This window comes from Amycolatopsis sp. NPDC000009 (assembly GCF_055563465.1).
Genome location: NZ_JBVHDI010000009.1, coordinates 32,262 through 58,773, shown reverse-complemented (window position 1 = coordinate 58,773; position 26,512 = coordinate 32,262). Strand labels below are relative to the sequence as shown.

Genomic DNA, 26,512 nt, shown 5'->3' with positions numbered 1-26,512 from the left:
TGCGAAAGCCACTTTCGCAACGTTGAAGGTTGCGAAAGTGGCTTTCGCAACCCCCGCCGCGCGGCTGAGCCCGGTGCCGCCCTGGCGATCATGTCGCGACTCCCGGGCCAGAGCTGTCCGTGAAGGACCCCTTCCCTCGGCTCAGCCGAGGGAAGGGGTCCTTCACGCGCCACCGCCGCGACTGCTGCTGATGCTAAGGAGCCACTGGCCCCGCCTTCCCGTACAACCCGTTCCCCGCCCAGTTCACAAGATCGTGCGAGGGCCGCGACGGCGGAACAGGCACGAAGTTCGCCGCGTCGTCGACGCTTCCGGTGCCGTCGTACTTCGCCTGCAGCGGGTACGGGAACACCGGGCGCGTGCGGAAGACCTTGCCGTCGGCGTCGCGGCCGGTGGCGATCGTCCGGTCCGGCGCGGTGCCTCGCTCGACCCAGGACACGAGTTCCTTCAGCGGGTCGTATTCGGTCAGCTTGTCCCCGGTCGCGCAGTGGTACAGGCCGGGCACCATGAACAGCCGTGCCCAGTGCCGCGTCGCGGTGGGGCCGCCGTTGGCGCGGGTGAGCCGTTCGTAGTAGTCGATGCTGCCCGCGGCGGGGATCGCCTGGTCCGCCCAGCCGTGCCAGATCACGAGTTTTCCGCCCGCTCGCCGGAATTCGCGCAGGTCCGTCGACATCCCGTTGGAGCGGACGCCTTCCGGGGTCAGCCTGTCGAATCCACGAGCGGTGAAGGCGAACTTCTCGACCGACGAATGCGGTGTCCCGATCGGGTACGCCATGTACTTCAGGTAGTTGTCGGCGAGCGAATGCGCGAACGGGATTCCGCCGGTCTCCGGCGACGGGATGATCCAGCCGTACCAGGACAGCTCGGAGCCGACGGTCTGGCCGCCCGGGTACAGTTTGCGGCCGCGTTCGTCGGTCGGCGGCGCGTAGATCTTCTTGGTGGCTTCGACCTGTGCCGCGGTGAGGCAGCCCGCGTTGTCGGTGCCCGGCGGGCAGGCGATCGCGGCCGGATCGAAACGGCAGGCGCGCGGATCGTCGATGGCGCCGTCACCGAGCCCGTCGGACTTGTCGCAAGTGGACAGTGCGGCGGCGTGCAGGGCCGGGAGTTTGTCTTCGGTCAGGATCGGCTTGCCGTCGGCGCCGGTGTTCACCTTGGCGAGCCAGGTCTGGTAGACGCCGAGCAGCGGCCCCCAGTATCCGGCCGGCGCGCCCGCGATGATGCCGTCGAAGTCGTGGGGATAGCGCTGCGCGAGCAGAAGTGCTTCGCGACCACCGTCGGAGCAACCGCTGAAATACGACTTCTTCGGTGGAGCGCCGTAGAACTGCGTGATCAGGCGCTTGGACGCCTTCGAGACCACGTGCGGCGCACGGAACGCGAAGTCGTCGCGCGCGGCCTGGTCGTTCTCGGCCCACTTGCCGTCGTCGACGACCGCGGGGGTCTTGCCGACGTGCCCGTCGTCGGTGGCCGCCACGGCGACGTCACCGCCGTGCGGGAGGCCGCAGTCGGCGAACGGCGGCGTGGTGACCACCCCGCAGAATCCGCCGCAGCCGAACTGCAGGTACCGCCCCGCGTAGGTCTTGGTCGGCAGCCGCAGCTGGAACCGCACCGCCGGTTCGACGTAGCCGCGGACGTCGCAGTTCTCCGGTTCCGTCGCCGTCGCCGGTACGACGGTCGCGGTCTCGACGTGCGTGACCGCGCCGGGGAGGTCGTAGGTCCGCACCAGGTCGGCGCAGGTGCGCACCGGGCGGAACGTCGTTTCGCCGGCGGTGGCCGCCGGTGCCGTGAGTATCGAGCTTGCCGTGATGAGCGCTGCCACGCCGAGCATGGACAACCGCCGCATGTCCCCACCCCAGTTTCCCGGATCGGCTTCAATCGTGTGTTCACCCTGGCCCCGGCTCCGTCGGTTGTCCACCAGGTTTACGGGCATCCGGGTTGTCCAGTTCGGGCCAGGTTTGTCCGAGTGTCTTGACATCGATGTCACACGCGAGCTTTTCTCTCTCTGCGCCGCTGGTCCCCCTGCCTGCGCGGCGCCAAGCATGCCCCCGCGAGAAAGCATTGGTGCAACGATGCCCCGAAGCGTCAGACCTTGGGTCTGCGGCCTCCTGAGTGCCACGGTGGTGGCGTCCGGGCTGGTGGCCCTCCCCGCCACCGCCGCGGCCGAAGAGCTCCCACCGGATTTCTACTCGTCTTTCGAGCAAGGTGAACCGCAGCCGACGTGGAGCGACACCGTCGACGTCGACCCGTCCGGCAAGCCGAAGGCCTTCGGCGTCGACGGCGCGAATGCCACCACCATCCCCGGTGACATCCGCGGCAAGGTCACCGAGGTCTCCGCCAACAGCGAGAACACCCCGAACGAGGGAGTGGCGAACCTCGTCGACGGCTCGACCGACACCAAGTGGCTGGCCTGGACCCCGACCGGCTGGGCGCAGCTCACGCTGTCCGAGCCGACGTCGATCACCCGGTACGCGTTGTCCTCGGCGAACGACTTCGACAACCGCAACCCGCAGGACTGGACGCTGAAGGGCTCGGCCGACGGCCGGACCTGGACCGATCTGGACACGCAGACCGGGCAGAAGTTCAGCGAGCCGTTCCAGAAGAAGGAGTACCGCCTCGCCGCCGCGAGCGCCGCGTACAAGTTCTTCCGGCTCGAGATCACCAAGAACAACGGCGGTCCGATCCTGCAGCTCTCGGAGCTGCTGCTGGCCAACGAGGACCCGGCCCCGCCGGCGTTGCCGAACATGCGCAGCTTCACCGACAGCGGCCCGAGCAGTGGCTACACCAGCAAGAACCGGGTCGGGTTCACCGGTCTCCGCGCGTTCCGCTACTCCGGCAGCCACAAGGCGCAGGGGCACGGCTGGTCGTACAACAAGATCTTCGACGTCGACATCCCGGTGGCGGCGACCTCGGAGCTGTCGTACAAGGTGCAGCCGGAGTTCATCCGCGGCGACCTGAAGTACCCGAGCACGAACGTCGCGGTGGACCTGGCGTTCACCGATGGCACCTATCTGAGCCAGCTCGGCGCGGTCGACCAGTACGGTTTCGGGCTCTCCCCACAGGGCCAGGGCGCGAGCAAGGTGCTCTACACCAACCAGTGGAACCTGGTGCGCTCGCAGATCGGCGTGGTCGCCAAGGGCAAGACGATCGACCGGATCCTGGTCGGCTACGACAACGCCGACGGCCCGGGGTCGCTGCAGGGCTGGCTGGACGACATCAAGGTCTCGGCGACGCCGACGCCGCCGGCGAGCCTGCGCCCGTCCGACAACGTGCTGACGACGCGCGGCTCCCTGTCGAACGGGTCGTTCTCGCGCGGCAACAACATGCCCGCGACCGCGGTCCCGCACGGGTTCAACTTCTGGATCCCGACGACCGACGCGGGCACGTTGAGCTGGATGTACTCGTACCACTCGCGCAACAACGAGCAGAACCTTCCGGCGCTGCAGGCGTTCTCCGCGAGCCACGCGCCGAGCCCGTGGATGGCGGACCGGCAGACCTTCCAGTTCCTGCCCTCGACCGCGAGCGGCGTGCCGAATCCGGACCGTGAGGCGCGGAAGCTGCCGTTCAAGCACTCGAACGAGACCGCGCGGGCGCACTACTACGGCGTCGACTTCGAGAACGGGATCAAGGCCGAGGTCGCCCCGACCGATCACGCGGCGCTGTACCGCTTCAAGTTCCCCGGGGCGGACTCGAACCTGATCTTCGACAACGTCAACAACAACGGTGGGCTCACCCTGGACCCGGCCGGCCGGTCCATCACCGGCTACAGCGATGTCCGCAGTGGACTGTCGGCCGGTGCGACGCGGATGTTCGTCTACGCCACCTTCGACAAGCCGGTGACCGCCGGTTCGAAGCTGTCGACCGGTTCGGGTGACCAGAAGCGGGACAACGTCCTCGGCTACCTGAAGTTCGACGCGGGTGCCGACAAGACGGTGAACATGCGGATCGCGACGTCGCTGATCAGCGTGGACCAGGCGAAGAAGAACATGGAGCAGGAGCTCGCCCCGAACGCGACGCTCGAATCCGTCGCCGACGCCGCACAGACCGCGTGGGACGAGAAGCTCAAGGTCATCGAGGTCGAAGGTGCCTCGAAGGACCAGCTGATCACGCTGTACTCCAACCTCTACCGCCTGTTCCTGTACCCGAACTCGGGTTTCGAGAACGTCGGCACCGTCGAGAAGCCGGTGAAGAGGTACGCGAGCCCGGTGTCGCCCAAGGCAGGTCAGGACACGCCGACCCAGACCGGGGCGAAACTGGTCGACGGCGAGTTCTACGTCAACAACGGGTTCTGGGACACCTATCGCACGGTGTGGTCGGCGTACTCGCTGCTCAGCCCGGACACCGCGGGCAGGCTCGTCGACGGTTTCGTGCAGCAGTACCGTGACGGCGGCTGGATCTCGCGCTGGTCCTCCCCCGGGTACGCGGATCTGATGACCGGGACCAGTTCGGACGCCGCGTTCGCGGACGCCTATCTCAAGGGAGTCAAGGGTTTCGACGTTCAGTCGGCCTACGATTCGGCGATCAAGAACGCCACGGTGACCCCGCCGAACGGCGCGGTCGGCCGCAAGGGCATCGACGAGGGCACGTTCCTCGGGTACGCGCCGAACACCGCGGATCACGGGTTCTCGTGGGCGATCGAGGGCTATGTCAACGACAACGCGATCGCGAACATGTCGAAGAAGCTCTACGACGAGGCTCCGGCGAACGATCCGCGTAAGCAGGAGTACCTGGACAACTACGGGTACTTCACCGAGCGGGCGACGCAGTACGTGAACGTGTTCGACCCGAGTGTCGGGTTCTTCCAGGGCCGTGACGCTGCGGGCAAGTTCACCCGGAGCAAGGAGGAGTTCGACCCGGAGGTCTGGGGTATCGACTACACCGAGACCAACGCGTACGGCATGCGGTTCTCGGTTCCGCAGGACGGGCAGGGCCTGGCGAACCTCTTCGGCGGCAAGGCGGGGCTGGCGTCCAAATTGGACGAGTTCTTCGCCAAGCCGGAGCAGGGCCTCAAGTTCGGTACCTACCCCGGTGTCATCCACGAGATGACCGAGGCGCGCGACGTGCGGATGGGCATGTACGCGCATTCGAACCAGGCCGCGCACCACACGCTCTACATGTACGACTACGCGGGTCAGCCGTCGAAGACGCAGGCGAAGGTCCGTGAGGCGCTCGCCAGGTTGTACGTCGGCAGTGAGCTCGGCCAGGGTTACGGCGGTGACGAGGACAACGGCGAGCAGTCGGCCTGGTGGCTGTTCGGCATGCTGGGCTTCTACCCGCTGCAGGTCGGCAGCTCGGACTACGCGATCGGCTCGCCGCTGTTCACCAAGGCGACCGTGAACCTGCCCGGCGGCAAGAAGATCGTGGTCAACGCGCCGAAGAACAGCGCGAAGAACGTCTACGTGCAGGGTCTGAAGGTCAACGGCAAGGCGCAGACGTCGACGTCGCTACCGCATTCGGCGATCGCGAACGGCGGGACGCTCGACTTCGACATGGGCTCGAACCCGTCGTCGTGGGGTACCGGCCCGGACGACGCGCCGAAGTCGATCACCAAGGGCGACGCGGTGCCGACTCCGGTGCACGACCTGACCAAGCCGGTTTCCGGCGGGGACGCCGCGTTCTTCGACAACACGTCGCGGACCGAGGCGAAAGTCAAGGCGCCGATCCAGTACCAGGTGCCCTCGACGAACGAGGCGGGTTCGTTCTACACGCTGACTTCGGGCAAGGGCGCGGGCGACGCGAAGAGCTGGGTGCTGAAGGGCTCCTACGACGGGAAGACGTGGGCGGTCGCGGATCAGCGGACCGACCAGACGTTCCAGTGGCGTCAGCAGACCAGGGCGTTCAAGATCGCGAATCCGGCGCACTACGCCTACTACCGGCTCGAGGTCACCGCGACCACGGGTGGCGAGGCGTCGCTGTCGGAGTTCGAGGTGCTGGGCAAGCCCGACGCGGCGTGCACGGAGACGATCACCGGCGAGCGCAAGGGTCCGCTGACCGTGCGGAACGGGGTGACCTGTGTGGACGGTGCGACGATCTCCGGTCCGGTGTCGGTGTCGGCGGGCGCGAGCCTGATCGTTCGCGGCGGCTCGATCTCCGGGCCGCTGACGGCGAACGGCGCGGCGCGGATCGTGCTGGACCGGACGAAGGTGGGCGGCCCGGTGGCGATCACCGGGACGACCGGGGCGGTCTCGATCGAGCTGACCGAGATCGGTGGACCGGTGGCGTTGACGGGCAACAAGGGGCCGGTGCTGACTGCCAGCACGATCGGCGGACCTCTGGCGTGCGCGGCCAACTCCCCCGCTCCGACGGACTACGACCTCCAGAACACCGTCAGCGGCCCGGCCGCCGGGCAGTGCGCGAAGCTGTAGTCCTCCGTCAAGTACGTGAAGGCCCCCTTCACTGCGCTAGACGCAGTGAAGGGGGCCTTCACGTCTATTCGGGACGTCGGCCGCGGAGAACGCCGAAGCCGACCAGCGCCGCGGACAGCAGGGTGAGCGCGAGCCCTGCGCAGGTGATCGCCTTCGGGAAGTCGGCCGACTGCTGGGCCGCCGTCAACGCGCCGGGGAAGACCAGCGCGAGGATGGTGCCGCTGAGCGCGATGCCGATCCCGGTGGTGACCTCGCCGGCGGTGTCGACGAGTGCGGCTCCGATGGTGGTCCGGTTCGAGGGCAGGCCGCGCATGACGTTGGTGCCCGCCACGACGCCGACCACGCGCATCCCCGCCGCGACGAGGGCGAGCGCGACGGCGATCCAGACGTAACCGGCCCCGCCGAACACGGTGTAGACCGCGAGCCCGCACACCACCGCGGCGACGCTGAGCCAGGCGGCCTTCGTGAGGCCGACGCGCGTGATCAGCGGCCCGATCAGGGCACCGCCGGCGATGAGGACGACGACCTGGGGCAGCATCCCCAGTGCGGCTTCGGCGGGTGTCCAGCCGAGACCGAACTGGAGCTGCAGGGTCACGAGGTACCCGAGCCCGGCGGTCGCCAGCCCCGCCGCGGCTTTGAGGGCCAGGCCGCTGGACACGAGCGGGCGGGCGACGAGTTCCAGGTCGAGCAAAGGGTGCCGGGCCGTCTTCTCGCGGACGACGAAGCCGGTTCCGGCGGCGAGCGCGGCCACGGTGGCACCCCAGGGCAGAGCCGAGGCGGTGCCCGCTTCGACGAAGAGCGTCGGGGCGAGCAGCGCGAGGACGATCGTCGCGGTTCCCAGCACGGCCCCGACGACGTCGATCGGATCGTGGTGCAGGCCGGCGGGATCGTCGGCGGGGATACCCGCCCGGATGCCGAGGAACGCGAGTGCGGCGACCGGCACGTTCACCAGCAGCAGCGCCTGCCACGGCGCGATGGCGAGCGCGAGACCGCCGGCGGTGGGGCCGACGGCGAGGCCGATCAGGCCCACGGTCGAGATCAGTGTGGTCGCGCGGACGCGCAGAACGTCTTCGTCGAACAGGCGGAACGCGAGGGCGAGCGAACCCGGGGTGGTCATCGCGGCCGCGACACCCATGAGTGCCCGGACGGCGATGAGCTGCCACGCGGCGGCGACGAACAGCGTGGCCAGACTCGCCACACCGAGCAGGACCAGCCCGGTGAGCATGATCTTGCGCCTGCCCACCCGGTCGGCCAGGGCGCCGAAGGCCAGCATCAGGCCGCCGAACACGACGGAGTACGCGCCGGTCACCCATTGCAGGGTGGTCGTCGAGGCGGAGAGCTCACGGCCGATGGTCGGCAACGCGACGTTGAGGATCGAGTTGTCGAGCATTTCGACCAGGAACACGGCCGAGAGCCCGGCCAGCGCGGGCCATGCTCCGCGCAGGGAACGGTTCTGAACAGGGGAACGCACCACGTACTCCTTCGCAAGGAAGGAGTGACGGTTCAGTCGATACCGCGTATGCGCGTGCCCGGTACGGCGGGCACGTTTCTACCCCGATGCCTCGATCCTACGGCACTCGTGAGTGGTAAGGACGGTTAGAACCGTCCTTACCACTCACGAGACCTGACCCACTCGGTACCGGGGGTGCTGCTGGGCCTGGCCGACGGGTTGCGAAAGCCACTTTCGCAACGTTGAAGGTTGCGAAAGTGGCTTTCGCGACACTGGCTCCAGATCCCTGGGCCTTCGCAGGCCGCCAGAACCGTCCTCACCACTCACGAGACCGATCGCGGCAGGTCAGGCGGAAGCGCCCCGCACCGCCAGTTTCTGCACGTCCATGTACAGGCACCCGGCCGTCGTGGGCTGCGGCGAACAGGTCCTGTCCGGATAGAACGACAGCTGGTTGGACGAAACGGTCAGCCGCACGAATCGCACGCCGGTCGCGCTGCCCGGCGCGAGCTGGAGCGCGGTGAGCTTGTTCAGATCGGCGGGCTTGAAGTCGCCGGTGCCCGCCTTCACCCAGGTCGTGCCGTCCACCGAGGTTTCGACGGTGACGTCCTTGGCCGCGGCGGGCGGGTCGTCGCCGCAGACGTTGGCCGGGTCGATCTCGATGGCGCTGACGTTGACCGGTTTACCGAGTTTGATCGTGACGAACCGCGTCTCGACCGTGCCGTCGGGGCGGACGACCTTGTCGGTCGACCAGCCGCCTCCGCCGAGCACCGACGAGGTCGTGAGATCGCCGGGACCGCAGCCGTACGGGGTGAAGTCCTCGCCGTTGAACGCGGTGACGCCCGCACCGGCGCCGCTGGAGGCCCAGTTGAACCGCAGCGCCCAGTCGACCTTGGTGGTCCCCGACCGGACCGAGACCGCGCGGGTCTCGCCGTCCGCGCCGCCTCCGTGCGCGTAGACCTTCGGGTAGGTGCCGGGAAGCACGCCGGGGATGGAGTAGACCCCGGCCGCGTCGGTGACCGCGGCCAGCGACCCGGCGAACCCGGAGTCGTGCCCGCTGAACCGGACGGCGACCCCCGCGATCGGGGCCCCGCCCTCGCGGTCGGTGACCTTGCCGGTCACGGTCCCGGTCGGCGTGCCCGCGGGCGGCGGGGTGGAGAAGTCCTCGGCCGGTGCGGTGTCGGCGCCGGTGATCGATCCGGCGAAGTAGCCCATGCCGCGTGCCGCGAAGGTCTTCCACAGTTTGGCGTGCGCGCGACCGCCGTTGATCACCGTGTCGGCCTGCAGGATCGAGTTCCGCATGTCCAGGAAGGACGGCGACGCGGGCGAAAGCTCCATCGCGCGGGTGACCAGCGCCCGCGTCAGCTGCACGCCGAGCGCCGAGCGGATGTCCCACAGGGTGCTCGCCCAGATCTCGCCGTCGGCGTGGACCTCCGGGAAACCGATGATCCGGCCGAGGTCGCCGTAGGTGTAGCCACCGGGGCCCGCTCCGGGTGTGCCGGGGCACTGCGGCGCTCCGGCGCCGACCGGGCAGTCCATCGGCTGGGTACGCGCGAGGGGAACACCGTTGCTGACGTAGTCGCCGCCGAGGAGTTCACCGGGCGCCGTGGTGTCCTTGATCGCATTGCGCCCAACGAGGTAGTCGAAGGCGTACCAGTCGCTCCACGCCTCGCCCATCGCGCCCGACTGGAAGGAGTTGAGCGTGGAGTTGCCCTGCGCGTCGACGACGAGCCGGTTGGACAGGCCGTGGGTGTATTCGTGGTGGATGATCGTGGCGTCGTCGGCGGAGTTTGCGGCGAGGAACGGGTCGTCGGGGTCCCTGGGGTCGTGGAACAGGAACATCCCCATCGTCGGCGGCTGCCCGTCCGGCGGGGTACCCATGAACGCGTTGTCGTAGTAGCCGGGTTCCTGCGCGCCGAGCAGGGTGTGGACCTGGACGGCGTCGCCGTCGACCTTCTCGAAGTTGCCCGCCTGCCGGGTGAAGCCGATCGGGAACGAGGCGAGGTGGTCGTGGAAGCTCCCGACGTAGGCCAGTGCCTGCACGGCGTTCTGTTCCCGGTTCTTCGCCCACGAGCCCGGCGTCTTCGGGTCCCAGGAGCACGGCCTCGCCGCCGAGCACGGTGGGCCGACGGCGGCGTTGAAGTCGGTGAACTTGTAGCGGTAGGTGCCGTCGGCGTTCGGCCCGATCTCCTCCTGTGGCTGGAACTTCAGGTCGCCGTTGACGTCGGCGGCGACGTGCGCCACGTTGCCGTCCAGAGTTTTCGCGTCGGCGGGCAGCCAGCCCTTCTGGGTCAGGTTGACCTGCTTCTGCGGGCCGGGCTGGGCTTCCCAGGCGAGGCCTTTGGCACCGGCGGCGTCATTGGCGTCGTTGGCGTGGTTCACCAGGTTCTTGCGGTAGAGCAGCTTGCCGGTACCGGCGTCGGTCACCTCCTGGAACATCTTGTCCACGGCGGGTCTGGTCAGCGTGTACCAGGCGGGGCGGAGCCCGTCGCCGGTCAGGAACGCGACCTGTTCGGAGTCCGGGGCGGGGGCGGCCAGCGTGGTCGCGCCCAGCGAGGCGGGAAGATCGCGCACGGGCGCGCCGTCCAGCTGGATCAGCCTGCCGTCCTTGGTGACGTGCGCCTTCAACCCGTTGCCGAACACGGGGACCCCGCCGACGGACTGGGTGAAGGAGAGGTGGTGCGTGCCTTCGACGTCGACGTAGTCCTTGCGCAGGTTCAGTTTCGCGGTGTCGCCGGCGCTGAGACCGACGAGTCCTTCCTTCTCCCGCAGGTAGTTCAGCACGATGTCTCGCGGTGACCTGCCACTCGGTCCGGTGAGGAAGCCGTCGGTGCGGGCCAGGACGCGGGGTGTGCCGGTCAGCTCGTCGAAGTCGAGCAGGGCCTGGTGACCCAGTTCCGCCCGTGCCTTCGTGACGGACGTCGCCCGGGACGCCGTGAGCCGGTCCCGCGCGGCGAGGACACGCGGGCTGGTTCTCGCCGTGTCGCGGACATCGACGTCCTTCCCGGATCTGTCCGGTGTGGTGTGCACGGCGCCCGGTGCCGGTGCCGCGCCGGCTTGGGGCGCTGTGACCAGCGCTAACACTGTGATGGCGGTCGCGGCGCACAACGAGGCACGCGAACGCGACGAACGTGACGTCACTCCAGACCCCTCTCTCGGTGGTGACGCAGACGTTCCATTCGTACCGATACAGTCACGGTGGCATCAGCGCCGATCAGGTACGGCAATCCCGGTGAGCGGTACCCTGGCCCGCGGGGTGTCCACAGTGGATTGAGCGGGATTCGTAGGGGAAAATGGACAGCGCGACGGAATTCGAGCGGCTGCGGCCCGCCATGTTCGGGCTCGCCTATCGCATGCTCGGATCGGCCGCGGAAGCGGAAGACGTCGTTCAGGACGCGTATCCGAAGTGGGCGGGCGCCGAACGTGAGTCGATCGCGTCGCCGCGGGCGTGGCTGGCGAAGGTGGTCACCAATCTCTGCCTGAACCGGCTGACCTCGGCCAGGGCGCAGCGGGAGCACTATGTCGGGCCTTGGCTGCCCGAACCGGTCCTGACCTCGGACGACGTGCTCGGTCCACTGGAGACGGCGGAGCAGCGGGATTCGGTGTCGCTGGCGATGCTGGTGTTGCTGGAGCAGCTCGGCCCGGTCGAGCGGGCGGTGTTCGTGTTGAAGGAGGCCTTCGCCTACAGCCATCGCGAGATCGCCGCGATCCTCGACGTCTCCGAGGTCAACTCACGCCAGTTGCACAGCCGCGCGCGACGGGCACTGGACCGATCGGACGAGCGACGGGTTCCGGACCCGCGACAGCTCGAGAAACTGGTCGAGAGCTTCCTGTCGGCGGCGCGGGACGGCGATTTGCCCGCTTTGGAGAGTTTGCTCACCGCGGACGTGACGGCGTGGTCCGACGGCGGTGGCAAGGTCACCGCGGCGCGGCGTCCGGTGCACGGCGCGGCCAAGGTCGCCCGGCTGTACGCCGGGATGTTCGCCGGTGTCGGCCAGGTGTCGATCGAGATCCTGGAGGTCAACGGCGGCCCGGCGGTGGTCGCGACGGCCGGTGAAAGCCTGTTCGGTGTCCTCGGGTTCGAGGTGGTGGACGGCCGGATCCGCGGGCTGCGCGCGGTCGGGAATCCGGACAAGCTCGCGTTCCTGTCGGGGCAGCTGTCACGTTCCGGGTGGCCCGCCGGTTCTTGAGGGTGGAAGCTCTCGTGAACGGAGGACCAAGGTGACGAACCCGATTCTGGTGACCGGCGGGACCGGCGACCTCGGCCGCGAGGTGGTGCGGCGGCTGCTCGCCGAAGATCGGCCGGTCCGGATCATGAGCCGTCGGCCACGTCCCGCCGATGAGCCGAACGCATGGGCGCGGTGTGATCTGAAGACCGGCGACGGGCTCGCCGAGGCGGTCGACGGCGTCTCGGCGATCGTCCATTGCGCGTCGACGCTGGGCCGCGGGGACGCGCGGGTGACGCGGAACCTGGTCGAGGCGGCGAAGCGGGCGGGCAACCCGCATCTGGTGTACATCTCGATCGTCGGCATCGACGTGATCCGGTTCTTCTACTACGACGAGAAGCTGGCCTCGGAAAAGGTGATCGAGGAGTCCGGTCTGCCGTGGACGGTGCTGCGCGCGACGCAGTTCCACGAGCTCGTAGCGCGGGCGTCGTCGGCGCAGCGGCGGTTGCCGGTGACGTTCATGCCGTCGGGGTTCCGGTTCCAGCCGGTCAGCACCGGCGATGTCGCGGACAGGCTGGTCGCGCTGGCCTCGGGGACACCGTCGGGGCGCGTGCCGGACATGGGCGGTCCCGAGGTGCGGAGCGCCCGCGACCTGGCGGAGGCGTATCAGCGGTCACTGGGGCGCCGGAAGCCGATCGTGTCGCTGTGGCTGCCCGGCAAGGCCGCCCGGGCGTTCCGCGCGGGCGGCAACCTGACGCCGGAGAACGCGACCGGCGTGGGTACCTTCGAGGAGTTTCTCTCCTCACGCGTTTAGTCCTCTCGATGCGGCACACCGAGCCGCGCTCACGCCTCCGAGTTACGGTGGCCTGGTGACGATCACCGGGTTCTTCTCCTCCTTCGAAACGGGTGATCCGCAGCCGGTGGATCCGGCGCTGCGCGTCGGCACCGGCCCGGCGTCGTCGCCGACCGCGAAGACCGGTGCCGGGTTCACCGGCGCGCACGCCCTCCGCTACGAGAACACGCTGCGCGCGACCGTGTTCGAAGTGGACGTCGAGGTCACCGGCCACACCGAACTGTCCTATGTGGTCTTTCCCGAGTCCGAGCCGGACGTACCCGGCTATCGCAGCACCTTCGTGGCCCTGGACGTCGAGTTCACCGACGGGACGTCAGCCGGGTTCAGCGCCACGGAGCAGGGCTTGGCCAAGACGCTGTACGTGGACCAGTGGAATCTCGTGCGCCGCGGGCTGGGCGAGTTCGCCGGACGGCGGATCGCCCGGATAGTCCTGCTCAGCGAACCGCCGGACGGCGAGAGCGCGGGGTGGGTGGACGACGTCCGGATCGTCGAACGCGCGATCGAAATCCGCGAGCCGGTCGACCACGTCCGCACCACCCGCGGCACGCATTCCAGCGACAAGTTCTCGCGCGGCAACAACTTCCCCGCCACCGCGGTGCCGCACGGATTCAACTTCTGGACCCCGGTCACGGACGCGGGCGCCACGAACTGGATCTACAGCTACCACCGGCACAACGACGCCGCGAACCGGCCGGCGTTGCAGGCGTTCGCGCTGTCGCATCAGCCGAGTCCGTGGATGGGCGACCGGCACACCTTCCAGGTGATGCCGGGGATCGGTCCGGTCGAGGCCGACCGGACCCGGCGCGCGCTCGCGTTCTCCCATGACGACGAGGTCGACCGGCCGTATCACTACGGTGTCCGGTTCGCCAACGGCGTCACCACCGATATCGCACCGGCGGATCATGCGGCGCTGTTCCGCTTCACCTTCCCGGGTGATCGTGGGTGGCTGCTGTTCGACAACGCCCGCAACCGGGGCGGGTTGCGGCTCGACGCGTCGAACGGTGTGGTCACGGGCCACACGTGGGTGCGCAGCAGGTTGTCGACCGGGGCGCGGCGGATGTTCGTGTACGCCGAGTTCGACGCCTCGGCCGAGCATGGCGGGAAGATCCGGCGCCCGGTCTGGCGCACGGTGACCGGTTTCCTGGAGTTCGCCGCGGGCGAGGTGACGATGCGGATCGCGACGTCGCTGATCAGCCTCGCGCAGGCCAAGCGGAACCTCGACCAGGAGATCCCGGCCGGCACGAGCTTCGAGCAGGTCCGTGACCAGGCTCGCGCGCAGTGGGCCGAGGTGCTGGACCGGGTCGAGATCGAGGGCGCGACCGAGGACCAGCGCACCACGTTCTACTCGAACCTCTACCGGCTGTTCCTGTATCCGAACTCCGCGCACGAAGTCACCCCGAAGGGTGTCCGTCACGCGAGCCCGGTCATCCGCCGCCTCTGGCCCAGCACGCGCACGAGGACCGGCGCGAAGGTCGTGGGCGGCGAGATGTACGTCAACAACGGCTTCTGGGACACCTACCGCACGACGTGGCCCGCGTACGCCCTGCTCACGCCCGGCCGGTGCGGGAGGATGATCGACGGGTTCGTCCAGCAGTACCGCGAAGGCGGCTGGATCTCGCGCTGGTCCTCCCCCGGCTACGCCAACCTCATGACCGGCACCAGTTCCGACGTGGCGTTCGCCGACGCGTATCTCAAGGGTGTGCGCGGATTCGACGTCGAGGCCGCCTACGAAGCGGCGCTGAAGAACGCGACGGTAACGCCCCGCGGGCAGAGCGTCGGCCGCAAGGGGCTGCACGAGTCGATCTTTCTCGGTTTCACGCCGACGTCGGTCCATGAAGGGTTGTCGTGGGCGCTGGAGGGCTGCGTCAACGACTTCGGCCTGGCCAATTTCGCCGAAGCGCTCGGGCACCACGACGACGCCGCGTACTTCCGGCAGCGTTCGCGGCAGTACGCGAACCACTTCGACCCGCTGATCGGGTTCTTCCAGGGCCGCAACCGTGACGGCAGCCGCCATTTCGCCGCCGAGGGCTACGACCCCGAGGCGTGGGGCGGTGACTTCACCGAGACGAACTCCTGGAACACCGCGTTCTCGGTGCCCCACGACGGCGCCGGGCTCGCCGCGTTGCACGGCGGCACCGAAGCGCTGGAGTCCAAACTGGACACTTTCTTCGCGACCCCGGAGACCGGCCGCAAACCCGGTTCCTACGGTGGGCTGATCCACGAGATGACCGAGGCCCGCGACGTCCGGATGGGACAGTACGGACATTCCAACCAGCCGTCCCATCACATTCCCTGGATCTACCAGTACGCGGGCGCGCCTGCGAAGACACAGCGGATCGTGCGGGAGGTCCTGCGGCGGCTCTACGTCGGGAGCGACCTCGGCCAGGGCTATCCGGGCGACGAGGACAACGGCGAGATGTCCGCTTGGTACGTTTTCGCCGCGCTCGGGTTCTACCCGCTGGCGATGGGCAGCCCCGAGTACGTGATCGGCGCGCCGTTGTTCACGAAGGCGACCGTCCACCTGGAGAACGGGAAGGACCTGGTCGTCGAGGCGCCCGGCAACACCGGCGACACCGTGTACGTCCAGGGGCTCACGATCGACGGACACCCGCACGACAGCAGCACGATCCCGCATTCAGCCCTCGCCGACGGCGCGGTGCTGAAGTTCACGATGGGCGAGCAGCCGTCGGAATGGGGCCGCTCCCCCGTCGAGCCCGCCGCCCCGCGACCGCTCACGGACATCACGGTGACCGACGGTCCCCTGTTCGACGACACCACCAAGACCGAGGTCACCTTCCCCGGGCGCGAACCCGTCATCGAGTTCCCCGTCGAGGACGGGTCGCGGGAGGTCGTGATGTACACGCTGACCTCGGGCAGCCGCCGAGGCGATCCGCGTTCGTGGGTGCTGGAGGGATCCGACGACGGCGAGCAGTGGACGCTGCTGGACCAGCGTGAGGGCGAGAAGTTCCGGTGGCGCCGTCAGACGCGGCCGTTCGCCCTCGCCGAGGCGGCGCGGCACGCCAGATACCGTCTTCGCGTCACCTCGTCCACCGCCCGGCGGGTCACCCTCGCCCAAGGAGAGCTGCTCGCCCGATGATCTCGCGCATCACCCAGGCCACGACCGACCGTCTGGTCGCCTCCGATCCGGGCCTGGTCCGGCTCCGGCTCGGTTTCTCGGCCGTGCTCAGCATCGTTGTCGCGGTGCTGGCGATCCTGCCGTTCCACCAGCCGCTCACGGTGATCCTGGTCGCCGCGATCGCGGCGATGACGTCGGCCTTCACCGTCAACGACGAGACCCCGGGGCGGCAGGCGGTGACGCTGGTGCTGGGGCTCGTCCTCGGTGCGGCGTCGCTCACGGCGGCGAGCGTGGGCTCGGCGGTTCCGCCGCTGGACAGCGTCGTGTTCGTGCTGCTGATCTTCGTCGCGGTCTACGCCCAGCGGTTCGGCTCACGCGGGATCGCGCTGGGCTCCCTGTCGTTCTTCCTGTTCTTCTTCGCGATGTTCCTGCAGACGCATCTCAAGCAGGTCCCGGCGCTGCTGCTGGCGCTGACCATCGGAATCGCGGCCAACGCGGTGGTCCGGTTCGTCCTGCTGCGCAGGCACACCGACGCGGAGTTCCTCCGGATCCGGCGGGCGTTCCGGGCCCGGCTCGCCGCGGTGGTGCGCGCGGCCGAGGACCACCTGGCGGTGGGCGGCAGCGAGCGCACCCGCAAACGGCTCCGCAGGACGAACGCCCGCATGCACGAATCCGTCCTGCTCATCGAGGACACCGCGCCGGAGGTGACCGGCGCGGACTCGGTGAACCGGCTCCGCCGCCGGGCGATCGAGGTCGAGCTGGCGGTGCAATGGCTGACGATCACGGTGCAGCGCACCTGCGCCGAAGACCTCGACGAGGACGTCCGCGACGATCTGATCGCACGGATGCGGCGGTTCCGGTCGCTGATCGAGCGCGACCCGCGGGAGCTGCCGCTGATCAGCGAGACCGAAGAGTTCAGCAAGATGCTGGTGGAAGGCAGCCGGATCGACGAGCACGCCGCGCCCGGCGACGGCGTCCGCCGCGCACTCGCCGAACTCGCGTTGGCCGACGTGCGCGCGCAGCGGGTGGCGGAGCACGACGTCTCCGATGCCGCCGACGATCCCGAAGACCCCGAGGAGGAGAAGTCCTCGGCGTTCGCCTACGACAACCAGACGCGCAGCGCCATCCAGGCGGTGGTGGGCGGTGGACTGGCCGTGCTCGGCGGGGAGCTGGTGTCGAGTCAGCGGTGGTACTGGGCGGTGCTGACCGTGTTCGTGGTGTTCATCGGCTCGTCGACCGCGGGGGCGACGTTCGTCAAGGGTGTCCGGCGGCTCGGCGGCACGCTGATCGGCATCGTGGGCGGGCTGGTGCTGACGCTGCTGGTGTCGGGCAGTGTGCCGGCGACACTGGCGCTGATCCTGGTGTGCGTGTTCGGCATGGTCTACATGGCGCGGGTGTCGCAGGTGATCATGGCGTTCTTCATCACCAGCATGCTCGGGCTGCTGTACAGCCTGCTGGGGACCTTCAGCCTCGAGGTGCTGTGGATCCGGGTCGCGGAGACCGCCGTCGGCGCGGCGGCCGGGGTGCTGGCGGCGGTGGTGATCGTGCCGGTGCGCACGCGGGCGGTGATGCTGGACGACGTCTCGGCGCTGCTGGAGGAACTGGACGAGTTCGTCGAGAAGGCGGCGGGCCTGCTGTCCGGCGCGGAGAACGTGAGTGTGATCGAGAAGTCGCGTGATCTGGACCGGGCGGTGGACAAGGTCCGCACGACGATCGAGCCGCTCACCCATCCGGTGAATCTCAGCAGCCGTCGTGACTACGGCTGGCACGTGCTCACCACGGTGGAGACGATCGCGTTCCGCGCCCGCCACGTCGCGGCCCGGTCGCAGCCCGGGCTGCTGCTCAACGAGGCGGACCGCCTCCTGCTGTACACCGGGCGGATCAGGGAGAACACCGCGGTGCTGAGGAAGGCGATCGGTGATCCCGGCGCTTCGGGGCACGGGACGCTGATCCGGGACGACGGGACGCCGGTGGCGGACCGGATCGACGATCCGCGGGCGCGTTCGGTGCTCACCAGTCTCGGGCATCTCGACGAGACGGTGATCGCGCTGGGCCGCGTGTTCGGGGTCGAGGCCACGGATCCGGAGCCGTCCGGGAAGCCGAAAGCCTCGTGAGTGGTAAGGACGGTTCTAACCGTCCTTACCACTCACGAGACATCAGGGGTCAGTTCTTCGGTTTGGGACAGTTCTTCCACGAGAAGTGGTAAGTGGTCTTGATGGAACCGTCGGTCGAATCCATCGTGACGAAGCTGGTGGTCTTCTTGGGATCGGAAGTGCCGACCCCGGCCCGCAGTTCCGTGTTGATGTTGAAGTTCCGGTCCTCACCGCAGGGTTTGTAGACGATAGCGCCGACTTCGATTTCGTCGGTGAACTGCCAGTTGTCCTCGAACGGGCCTTTGAGGCTGTGGTTCACATAGGACGTCGGGGAATTGCCCTGGAAGTAGTAGTTGGCCCGTTCCAGCCCGGTGGCTCCCGCGGCCAGGGAGGCGAAGCCACGGTAGTCGGTGCCCGCGATACCGTAGGTGAACCCCTGCGGCACGTGCACATACAGGTTGAGCTGGCAGTTCTTGCGCAGATCGGTCGGTTTCGCGCCGACGCCGACCTGGGCGGTGTATTCGCTGTAGGTGACGGTGAAAGCGGTGTTGTCCGGTGAGACGGAAACGGCCGCCGTACCCGGTTTGCATCCGGTTCCGTTGACGGTCACGACGTCGATGACTATTTTGTCGGACGGCAACGGTGGCGGCACCCAGGCGTTCGGAGTGACGGCCGAAGAGGAAAGCATTACGGCAGCAACCAGCGCGTTGAGCATGGGATCCTTCCCAAGGCTTCCACACGGCGGGAACCGGGCGGATTCGAGGTCAGCGGGACGATCTGACGAAACGGATTCGGTCACCGGACAGGGGTGACCGCCGAAAATGAGGTCGTCGAGAAGGCTCGCCGCCGCCGGCCGGGCGGCGACGAGCGGTGAAGCCCTCGTCCAGGGCGGCCAAGACCCTGACCGGGCATGGGTGGGACGGCCTTCTTCCGGACCGGGAAGCAGGCCGTCACCCGGGAGCGGCTGTCAGGAGGTCGGGCAGGTCTTCCACGAGAAGTGGTAGGTGGTCTTGAACGCGCCGTCGGTCGAATCCATCGTGATGAAACTGGTGGTCTTCTTCGGATCCGACGAACCGGCACCGACCCTCAGTTCCGTGTTCACGTTGAGGTTCCGGTCCTCGCCGCACGGCTTGTAGATGATGACGCCGCCTTCGGCCTCGTCACGGAATTGCCAGTTGTCCGAAATCGGCCCGTTGACGGGATGGCTGACGTGCGCGGTCGGCGAATTCCCCTGGAAGTAGTAATTCGCCCGCTGCAGCGCCTTGGCGCCGGATTCGAGATAGGCGAAACCGCGGTAATCAGCACTGGCGATGCCGTAGGTGAATCCCTGCGGCACGTGGATGTTGAGGTTGAGCTGGCAGTTCTTTCTGAAGTCGGTGGGCTTCGCGCCGACACCGACCTGAGCGGTGTATTCGCTGTAGGTGACGGTGAACGCCGTGTTGTCCTTGGCGACGGCGACCGCGGACGAACCCGGCGGGCATCCGGAACCGTTGACGGTGACGACGTCGATGACGACGCGGTCGGGCGGCGGCCCCGGCGGCGGGGACATGCCGTTCGGCGTTATCATCGACGAGAAAAGTGATACGGCGGCGACCATTGCACTGAGCATGGGGTCCTTCCCGAAAACTTTCACACGGGGCGGGGAACTGGGCGGACTCATGTTAGCGAAACGATCTTCGCGACGCCGCCCGCCGATCGGACGCAAACGTCCCGGCAATCGGTTCATGAAATGGAATTATGGTCTGTAACCGTTTTCCGGATCCAATGGAAACACCTTCCACCCGGGAAAACACCATTCGCTTCGCACGATATGGAAATGCTTTCGCGGATTCGCCGTTGACGATTCCGGCGAGACAGGGCGTTCCCCGGCGGCCGAACGCGGCGGAGTGCGTGAGCCGGGTCACCCGGCGGCGTGAAGCGGCCGCGGACCGCATCGATCAAGAAAACAGTGACTGGACGCACCCGAACGGCGACTCCGGACAGGACTAGCATCTCGGTACAAGTCGATGTCGCCTCAAGCTGGAGAACCGCAATGACCCAAGCCCCTGTCAACGTCACCGTCACCGGTGCGGCCGGCCAGATCGGCTACGCGCTGCTCTTCCGCATCGCGTCCGGTCAGCTGCTCGGCCCGGACACCCCGGTGAAGCTGCGGCTCCTGGAGATCCCGCAGGCGGTCAAGGCGGCTGAGGGCACCGCGATGGAACTCGAAGACGGCGCGTTCCCGCTGCTGTCGGGTATCGACATCTTCGATGACGCGAAGCAGGCCTTCGAGGGCGCGAACGTCGCCCTGCTCGTCGGCGCCCGTCCCCGCGCGAAGGGCATGGAGCGCGGCGACCTGCTCGAGGCCAACGGCGGCATCTTCAAGCCGCAGGGCGAGGCCATCAACGCCGGCGCGGCGAGCGACATCAAGGTCCTCGTGGTCGGCAACCCGGCCAACACCAACGCCCTCATCGCGCAGGCGCACGCGCCCGACGTCCCGGCCGAGCGCTTCACCGCGATGACCCGCCTCGACCACAACCGCGCCCTCGCGCAGCTGTCGAAGAAGCTGGGTGTGCCGGTGACCGAGCTGAAGAAGGTCGCGATCTGGGGCAACCACTCCGCGACCCAGTACCCGTCGATCGCGCACGCCGAGGTGTCCGGCAAGCCCGCGACCGAGGTCATCACCGACCAGCAGTGGCTGGCCGACGACTTCATCCCGACCGTCGCCAAGCGCGGCGCGGCGATCATCGAGGCCCGCGGCCTGTCCTCCGCGGCGTCGGCCGCCTCCGCCGCGATCGACCACGTCTACACCTGGGTCAACGGCACCCCCGAGGGTGACTGGACCTCGGCGGCGGTCGTGTCCGACGGTTCCTACGGTGTCCCGGAGGGCCTGATCTCCTCGTTCCCGGTCACCGCCGCGAACGGCGAGTACAAGATCGTCCAGGGCCTGGAGATCGACGACTTCTCGCGCGCCCGCATCGACGCTTCGGTCAACGAGCTGGCCGAAGAGCGCGACGCGGTGAAGAAGCTCGGCCTCATCTGAGCCTGAAGCACCTCACGAAGGCGGCCGTGTCCCCCGGGACGCGGCCGCCTTTTCGCTGCCGATGATCGTGTCGAGGTTCGCGCGAGTGGCCTCCAGCTCGCCGATCGCGTCGTCGATCCGGCTCCGCTGCTGACGCAGCGCCTCGACCAGCTCCGGGCAGTCCGGCGTCAACCAGCCGTCCTCGTCGACGATGCAGGGCAGGATCTCCTGGATCTGCGCGGTGTTGAGTCCGGCCGCGAGCAGGATCCTAATCCGCCGCACCGCCGCCACGTCGGCGTCCCCGTACACGCGGTAGCCGCTCGGCCGCCGCTCCGGGGTGAGCAGTCCCTGCTCCTCGTAGTACCGCAGCGCGCGCTCGCTGACGCCGGTCCGCCGCGCGAGCTCCCCGATCCGCATCCGCACTCCAGACTTGACTCTCACGTCAATGTCAAGGTTTAGCTTAGCCGCCATGACCACCGTGACCGTCCTCGGACTCGGCCCCATGGGCCACGCCCTCGCCACCGCTTTCGCCGCTGCCTCCCATCCCACCACCGTGTGGAATCGCACTCCTGACAAGGAAAACGGCCTCGACGCCGCCGTCGCCACGACCGCCGCGGAGGCGATCGAGGCGAGCCCGCTGGTGATCGTCTGCGTACGTGACTACGCCGTGGCGCAGTCGATCCTCGACGCCGGCGCACTCGAAGGCCGCACGCTCGTGAATCTCAGCGGCGGATCACCACGGCAGGCCCGCGCGATGGCGACCTGGGCCGCCGACCACGGCATCGACTACCTCGACGGCGTGATCATGGCCACGACCGACGCGATCGGCGGCCCGGACGCCGCCCTGTTCTTCAGCGGCCCCGCCGACGTCTACGAAACCCACCAGCCCACACTGGCCGCGCTCGGCGAGAACGCGCAGTACGTCGGCGACTCCCCCGGCCGGGCCGCCGCGTTCGACGCCGCCCTGCAGGACATGCTCTGGACCTCCATGAGCGGGGTGATCCACATGCTCGCGCTCGCGAAGGCCGAGAACATCGGCGCCACCGACATCGCCGCGCACGCCAAGACACTGCTCGGCTTCTTCCCCGCCATGATCGACCTCCTCGCCGAGCAGGTCGCCTCCGAGAACTACGCCGGGGACGCCGGCACCCTCGAATCCACGGCCGCGACAATGGACCACATCCTCGACGCGATCCGCGAGCAAGACCTCGACAACGGCGTCCTCTCCGCCGCCCACGCCGAAGTGCGGCGAGCCATCGACGCGGGGCACGGGAAAGACGGATTCGCCAGGCTCGCCGCCCGCTAAGACCGGAACTGCCGCGCCTTGATCCCGTACTGGCCCATCTTCCGGTACAGCGTCGCCCGGCCCATCCCGAGTTTCTCCGCCGCACCGACCACGGTGGCCCCCGGCTCGGCGAGGCAGCGCACGATCTCGTCCCGCTCCATCGCCTGCAACCGACGCCCCACCCCAGAGAACGTCGTCCGGCGCACGCCTCGCACGGTCTTTGCTGTCTTCTCAGCTGGCGAAGATGATCTTGCTTTTGTGCCGACCTGAATAGGGCGTTATACACTTTGAAAGCCGGAGTGAAGGCGTCGACGGCGGGCCCCTGCGCGGGTTTCGGGACCCGCCGTCGCCCTCCCCCACCCGGAGGCCTGGCCCGTATGAGGTGCCCCCTCCCCTGGGTTCGGCCTACCGGGCAGATCTCCAGCCGGCCCCCACGTCCGGAGCCGGGTGCTGATATTCCGCGACCAAGCCGGGGTGGGTGATCGTGACCCCATCACGGAAGGACACCCGCTCTTCCCGGCGACAGGTCCGCCCCGCCGCATAGCCGATCCCCAAGCCCAGTGGCAGCAGTGCGAGTTCGGCGATCTGGATCCAGTTGGCGAACATCGGCCCTCCCCTAGTCCGGCCGGCACGGCTCCTCGATTCTATTCGCCAGCTATGCAGGCTCGATGCGGCTATTCGTGTACTATTCTCGCTCTAGTGCTGCATGGGAGTAGCATGATCACGCAACGAGCAGCAGCTCCACTTCGCCTCGACCCCGCGAAAGAAGATCATGCCCACGTCGTCGCCCCATCCCGGCTCCGACCGCGTCCGGCTCGCCACGAAACTCCGCGAGCTCCGGGCAGCCACCGGCCTGTCCGGCAATCAGTTCGCCAAGAACCTGGGCTGGCCCCAGTCACGGGTGTCCAAGATCGAAACCGCCGTGCAGTTCCCGACCGGTGACGACATCGCCGACTGGCTCGCCGCGGCGGGCGCGGGAGACCAGGAGAAGTCGGTTCTCGACCTGCTCAAACGTGCCCGCGTGGAATCGGTGTCGTTCCGCGACGAGTTCCGCGGACCAGGCGGAGCCGCCACCAAACAGCGCTCCGTCCTCGAACTGGAGCAGCGAGCGAACCGAGTCGCCACATTCCAGCCTGCCCTGCTTCCCGGACTGGTACAGACACCCGGTTTCATGCGAGAACTGCTCGCACTCCCCTCCGGCCCGGCACGTACGGGTGGCGCCCAGGAGGCGGACATCGAGCGCATGGTGGCCATCCGGATCGAACGGCAAGCGCAACTCCACGACCCGGGCAAGGCTTTGCCGCTGGTGATCGGAGAAGCCGCGCTGTGGATCCGGGTCGGCGATCTCGACACCCAGCTCGGTCAGCTGGACCGGCTCCATTCACTCGCCGGCCTGCGCACCGTCGACCTGCGCATCCTTCCCTTCGACAAGGCCATGCCGATCGCCCCGTTGCACGGATTCAGCATCTACGACGCCGAACTCGTCGTGGTGGAACTGTTCGCCGGCGAGCACCTGATCAGAGATCCGGAGGAGATCGCCTTGTATGAGCACATGTTCGGCGCGCTGCAGGCCGAAGCGCTGTCCGGTGACGCGGCCGCGCGGCTGATCAAGAGCGTGTCACGAAGACTGACCGAAGACGCCTGACGCGGTCACCCGGCGACCAGGCACGTCCGGCACTCCGCGTGCGGACGTTCCAGGCTGGTGACGAAACTGTGGTCCATCGTGGCGAGGCTGAAGCCGTACTGACAGTTCAGCGCGAGCTTCGGCGCGTTCGTGATCAGGCGCATCACCGCGTGCGCCACCAGATTGCCCGCGACACCGGCCGTCACCGCGTTGGCCGCGTGCGCCGGGATGCTCGCGGCCGGACGCCACGTCGCCAGCGGCGGTCGCGCGGCGTCGCGATCCCGCTCGGCGAGCCGTGCGCATTCGTAGCACGGCCCCGCGCCCGGGCGGTAGACACCCAGATTGACCTGCGGGCCGTGGTAACCCCCGTATACCCAGGGCGTTCCGGTCGAGGCGCACGCCTGGTTCGTCCAGGTCCGGATCTCCGGCGGGTGATCGGCGGTCATGATCAGGACGTCGCAGCCCGCGGCCAGCCTTCGCAGGGAAGCCGCGTTCTCGATCCGCGTCGCCTCCCCGGTGACCTCGACGTCCGAGTTGGCCGCACGCAACCGTTCCACCGCCACATCCACCTTCGGCAGCCCCAGATGCTCCTCCGTGTAGAGGATCTGGCGGCCGAGGTTGGAAAGTTCGACCACGTCCGGTTCGACGCAGTGCAGTCGCCCCACTCCCGACATGACCAGCCCGAGTGCCGCCGTGCACCCGACGCCGCCCACGCCGACCAGCACGACCCGCGCGCGGGCCAGAAGGACCTGGAAGTCCCAGCTCGACGTTCTTCGCGTCAGATCGATCCACCGGTACAGCGACCGGCTTCTCGAGTGGCGTTCGAGTTGCCGCTCGGTCAGCGCGGTGCACGTCGGCTCGTCGGCGTTCTCGACATAGCCGAGTTCGGCGAGCTTTTCGATGGCGGCGGTCACCTCTTCGGGACAGGTATCAGGAACCAGACGAGCCAGGTCGGCGACGACCTGGCTCACCGTTCGCGTTCCGTCGAGGAGTTCCAGTAACGCCCACACGGCACCGTCCGAGTCCCTCAACTCGGCGGCGATACCGAACACCTCTCCGCCGATCCGGATCCAACCGTCGCCGAACCGGATCGGGCGGTGCTCGTCTTTGATACGTGGACGCACCGGAACCCCTCCTCGGTCAGCCGTTGTCTCCGCTGTAGACATGGCGGATCGCGTCAGCACGTTCCACCATCACGATCTCGATCATCGCCGGACACCCCCTCTCCCCCGACCAAGCGGGACGGGACCGGACCACCGCGGCCTCACCCATCGCGTCCGCCCCCTCCCCGGTTTTCGACCCGCCCACTGGCGGGTCCAGCTCTACAATGTAGTACTGTCCTGATGTAGAGGGCTTAAATGTAGAGCTATACATTCACTCCGGTCTACGTGATCTCTCTGCGCCATACGGGTGATACTGGGGTCACCTTCCGTGACGAGACCTTGAGGAGGTGGTCAGTTCGTGGGCACGCTGACCCCCACCGCCATCAAGCGCTGGATCGCGCTCGAGATGAAGCGCCTCCGGGAAGCGGCGGGCTACGACCGGACAGCCGCGGCCGAGCGCATCGGCAAGGCCACGACGGTCATCGCACATATCGAAACCTCGCGAAACCTGCCCGCACCGGCCGATCTGGAAGTCCTGCTCGATTTCTACGGAGTGCCCGAGCGGGCACCGTTCTTCCGCGACCTGACCAAACGAGCGAAACGCGGCCGCGACTGGTGGATCAACTTCGACCACGGGGTGTTCGACTGGTTCAATCTCTATTTGGGTCTGGAAACCGGTGCCGCCCGGATCAGCACCGTCGACCTGGTCGTACTGCCCGGTTTGTTCCAGACTCGTGATTACGCGCTCGACATCATGAGAGAAGGCAGACGCTGGAACAACAAGGCCGAACTCGAAACCATGGTCGACCTGCGGATGGCGCGCCAAGAGATATTGGACCGCCCTGGGGATGCACCGCATATCTGGTCGATCCTGGACGAGAGCGTCCTACGCCGCCAAGTAGGCGGGCCGGCGGTCATGCGTGATCAACTGGAGCACTTGATCGAACTGTCGGAACGGCCGAACATCGACATTCAAGTGCTCTCCTTCACCGCGGGCGCCCACGGCGCCTCGGACGGCGGGTTCATTCTTTTGGACTACCCGTCCGAATTCGGCGGTGATCCCGGAACCGTGTACGTCGAGAACCGACGCGAAGGCCTCTATTACGAGGACGCCGAAGACATCCGCCGATTTCGCAGTACTTTCGAACGACTACAGGCACAAGCGGAGCATCCTGGGCGGACACGGTCTTTCATTCAAAACTTGGCAAGGGAACTCAATGAACAATGATTCTTCTCGTCCCACCCTGCTCGGACTTTCCGGCTGGTGGAAATCGAGCTACAGCGCCGGCGCGAACGGTTGCGTCGAAGTCAACGACTCCGTGAAGGGCTATGTGGGCGTTCGCGATTCGAAGCTCGGCGAGAACAGCCCCGTCCTTGTCTTCGAACCGCACGAGATCAAGGCCTTCGTTCTCGGCGCGAAGAACGGCGAGTTCGACCACCTGCTCTCCTGACCGGTCGTGATCCGTCCCGCCCGGTTCCCACCGGCGGGACGGATCACCTCCTCCGAG

General features: G+C 67.9%; 19 protein-coding genes. 10 read left to right on the top strand and 9 right to left on the bottom strand.

Annotated features, from left to right (window positions below):
- Window positions 1–193 precede the first annotated feature (193 nt).
- Complete coding sequence (locus tag ACZ3HL_RS23785; protein ID WP_465533741.1) at window positions 194–1,837, bottom strand: tannase/feruloyl esterase family alpha/beta hydrolase; 1,644 nt, start codon at window positions 1,835–1,837, stop codon at window positions 194–196.
- 226 nt (window positions 1,838–2,063) lie between these two features.
- Here ACZ3HL_RS23785 and ACZ3HL_RS23780 point away from each other — a divergent pair, with 226 nt between their 5' ends.
- Window positions 2,064–6,356, top strand: a complete 4,293-nt coding sequence (locus tag ACZ3HL_RS23780; RefSeq protein ID WP_465533739.1) for a GH92 family glycosyl hydrolase — start codon at window positions 2,064–2,066, stop codon at window positions 6,354–6,356.
- 64 nt (window positions 6,357–6,420) lie between these two features.
- On the opposite strand, the gene ACZ3HL_RS23775 is transcribed toward ACZ3HL_RS23780, so the two are convergent.
- Window positions 6,421–7,827 (bottom strand): MFS transporter, encoded by a 1,407-nt coding sequence (locus tag ACZ3HL_RS23775; protein ID WP_465533737.1) that lies wholly within the window; start codon window positions 7,825–7,827, stop codon window positions 6,421–6,423.
- Between the two features lie 324 nt (window positions 7,828–8,151).
- Window positions 8,152–10,944: a M36 family metallopeptidase gene (locus ACZ3HL_RS23770; RefSeq protein WP_465533735.1), complete on the bottom strand. Its 2,793-nt coding sequence runs from the start codon at window positions 10,942–10,944 to the stop codon at window positions 8,152–8,154.
- A 152-nt stretch (window positions 10,945–11,096) separates the two neighbouring features.
- On the opposite strand from ACZ3HL_RS23770, the gene ACZ3HL_RS23765 reads away from it, so the two are divergent.
- The 4 genes from ACZ3HL_RS23765 to ACZ3HL_RS23750 are packed head-to-tail and all read left to right on the top strand — an operon-like array spanning window position 11,097 to window position 18,012.
- Complete coding sequence (locus tag ACZ3HL_RS23765; protein WP_465411364.1) at window positions 11,097–11,993, top strand: RNA polymerase sigma-70 factor; 897 nt, start codon at window positions 11,097–11,099, stop codon at window positions 11,991–11,993.
- Between the two features lie 31 nt (window positions 11,994–12,024).
- Window positions 12,025–12,783: an SDR family oxidoreductase gene (locus ACZ3HL_RS23760; protein WP_465533733.1), complete on the top strand. Its 759-nt coding sequence runs from the start codon at window positions 12,025–12,027 to the stop codon at window positions 12,781–12,783.
- Between the two features lie 55 nt (window positions 12,784–12,838).
- Window positions 12,839–15,919 carry a GH92 family glycosyl hydrolase gene (locus tag ACZ3HL_RS23755; protein WP_465533731.1) on the top strand — a complete coding sequence of 1,027 codons (3,081 nt, stop codon included), beginning with the start codon at window positions 12,839–12,841 and terminating at the stop codon, window positions 15,917–15,919.
- On the top strand, window positions 15,916–18,012 hold the full coding sequence (locus ACZ3HL_RS23750) for an FUSC family protein (RefSeq protein WP_465533729.1): 2,097 nt from the start codon (window positions 15,916–15,918) through the stop codon (window positions 18,010–18,012). Before ACZ3HL_RS23755 ends, ACZ3HL_RS23750 begins: the two co-directional genes overlap by 4 nt.
- Window positions 18,013–18,061: 49 nt before the next feature.
- Here ACZ3HL_RS23750 and ACZ3HL_RS23745 read toward each other — a convergent pair whose 3' ends face one another.
- Both ACZ3HL_RS23745 and ACZ3HL_RS23740 read right to left on the bottom strand, forming a co-directional pair.
- The gene (locus ACZ3HL_RS23745; protein ID WP_465411368.1) at window positions 18,062–18,706 is read right to left on the bottom strand and encodes a DUF4360 domain-containing protein; all 645 of its coding nucleotides are present in this window, start codon (window positions 18,704–18,706) and stop codon (window positions 18,062–18,064) included.
- A 252-nt stretch (window positions 18,707–18,958) separates the two neighbouring features.
- Window positions 18,959–19,540 (bottom strand): DUF4360 domain-containing protein, encoded by a 582-nt coding sequence (locus tag ACZ3HL_RS23740; protein WP_410646999.1) that lies wholly within the window; start codon window positions 19,538–19,540, stop codon window positions 18,959–18,961.
- A gap of 483 nt (window positions 19,541–20,023) precedes the next feature.
- Here ACZ3HL_RS23740 and ACZ3HL_RS23735 point away from each other — a divergent pair, with 483 nt between their 5' ends.
- Window positions 20,024–21,013 carry a malate dehydrogenase gene (locus ACZ3HL_RS23735; protein ID WP_465411369.1) on the top strand — a complete coding sequence of 330 codons (990 nt, stop codon included), beginning with the start codon at window positions 20,024–20,026 and terminating at the stop codon, window positions 21,011–21,013.
- A gap of 12 nt (window positions 21,014–21,025) precedes the next feature.
- Here the strand turns inward: ACZ3HL_RS23735 and ACZ3HL_RS23730 are convergent, their stop codons facing one another.
- The gene (locus ACZ3HL_RS23730; RefSeq protein WP_465411370.1) at window positions 21,026–21,409 is read right to left on the bottom strand and encodes a MerR family transcriptional regulator; all 384 of its coding nucleotides are present in this window, start codon (window positions 21,407–21,409) and stop codon (window positions 21,026–21,028) included.
- A 52-nt stretch (window positions 21,410–21,461) separates the two neighbouring features.
- Here ACZ3HL_RS23730 and ACZ3HL_RS23725 point away from each other — a divergent pair, with 52 nt between their 5' ends.
- Window positions 21,462–22,298, top strand: a complete 837-nt coding sequence (locus ACZ3HL_RS23725; protein WP_465533727.1) for an NAD(P)-dependent oxidoreductase — start codon at window positions 21,462–21,464, stop codon at window positions 22,296–22,298.
- On the opposite strand, the gene ACZ3HL_RS23720 is transcribed toward ACZ3HL_RS23725, so the two are convergent.
- Window positions 22,295–22,459, bottom strand: coding sequence for a helix-turn-helix domain-containing protein (locus ACZ3HL_RS23720; protein WP_465533725.1), 165 nt, complete (start codon window positions 22,457–22,459; stop codon window positions 22,295–22,297). The two genes, ACZ3HL_RS23725 and ACZ3HL_RS23720, sit on opposite strands and share 4 nt — an antisense overlap.
- 223 nt (window positions 22,460–22,682) lie before the next feature.
- Window positions 22,683–22,883, bottom strand: coding sequence for a hypothetical protein (locus ACZ3HL_RS23715; protein ID WP_465533723.1), 201 nt, complete (start codon window positions 22,881–22,883; stop codon window positions 22,683–22,685).
- Between the two features lie 166 nt (window positions 22,884–23,049).
- On the opposite strand from ACZ3HL_RS23715, the gene ACZ3HL_RS23710 reads away from it, so the two are divergent.
- The gene (locus ACZ3HL_RS23710) at window positions 23,050–23,922 is read left to right on the top strand and encodes a helix-turn-helix domain-containing protein (protein WP_465533721.1); all 873 of its coding nucleotides are present in this window, start codon (window positions 23,050–23,052) and stop codon (window positions 23,920–23,922) included.
- Between the two features lie 5 nt (window positions 23,923–23,927).
- Here ACZ3HL_RS23710 and ACZ3HL_RS23705 read toward each other — a convergent pair whose 3' ends face one another.
- A complete protein-coding gene (locus ACZ3HL_RS23705; protein WP_465533719.1) occupies window positions 23,928–25,025 on the bottom strand; it encodes a ThiF family adenylyltransferase in 1,098 nt (365 codons plus the stop codon).
- Between the two features lie 337 nt (window positions 25,026–25,362).
- Here ACZ3HL_RS23705 and ACZ3HL_RS23700 point away from each other — a divergent pair, with 337 nt between their 5' ends.
- Together ACZ3HL_RS23700 and ACZ3HL_RS23695 are read left to right on the top strand one after the other, a co-directional pair.
- On the top strand, window positions 25,363–26,232 hold the full coding sequence (locus tag ACZ3HL_RS23700; RefSeq protein ID WP_465411375.1) for a helix-turn-helix domain-containing protein: 870 nt from the start codon (window positions 25,363–25,365) through the stop codon (window positions 26,230–26,232).
- Window positions 26,222–26,455, top strand: coding sequence for a DUF397 domain-containing protein (locus tag ACZ3HL_RS23695; protein ID WP_126733114.1), 234 nt, complete (start codon window positions 26,222–26,224; stop codon window positions 26,453–26,455). Before ACZ3HL_RS23700 ends, ACZ3HL_RS23695 begins: the two co-directional genes overlap by 11 nt.
- Window positions 26,456–26,512: the final 57 nt, after the last annotated feature.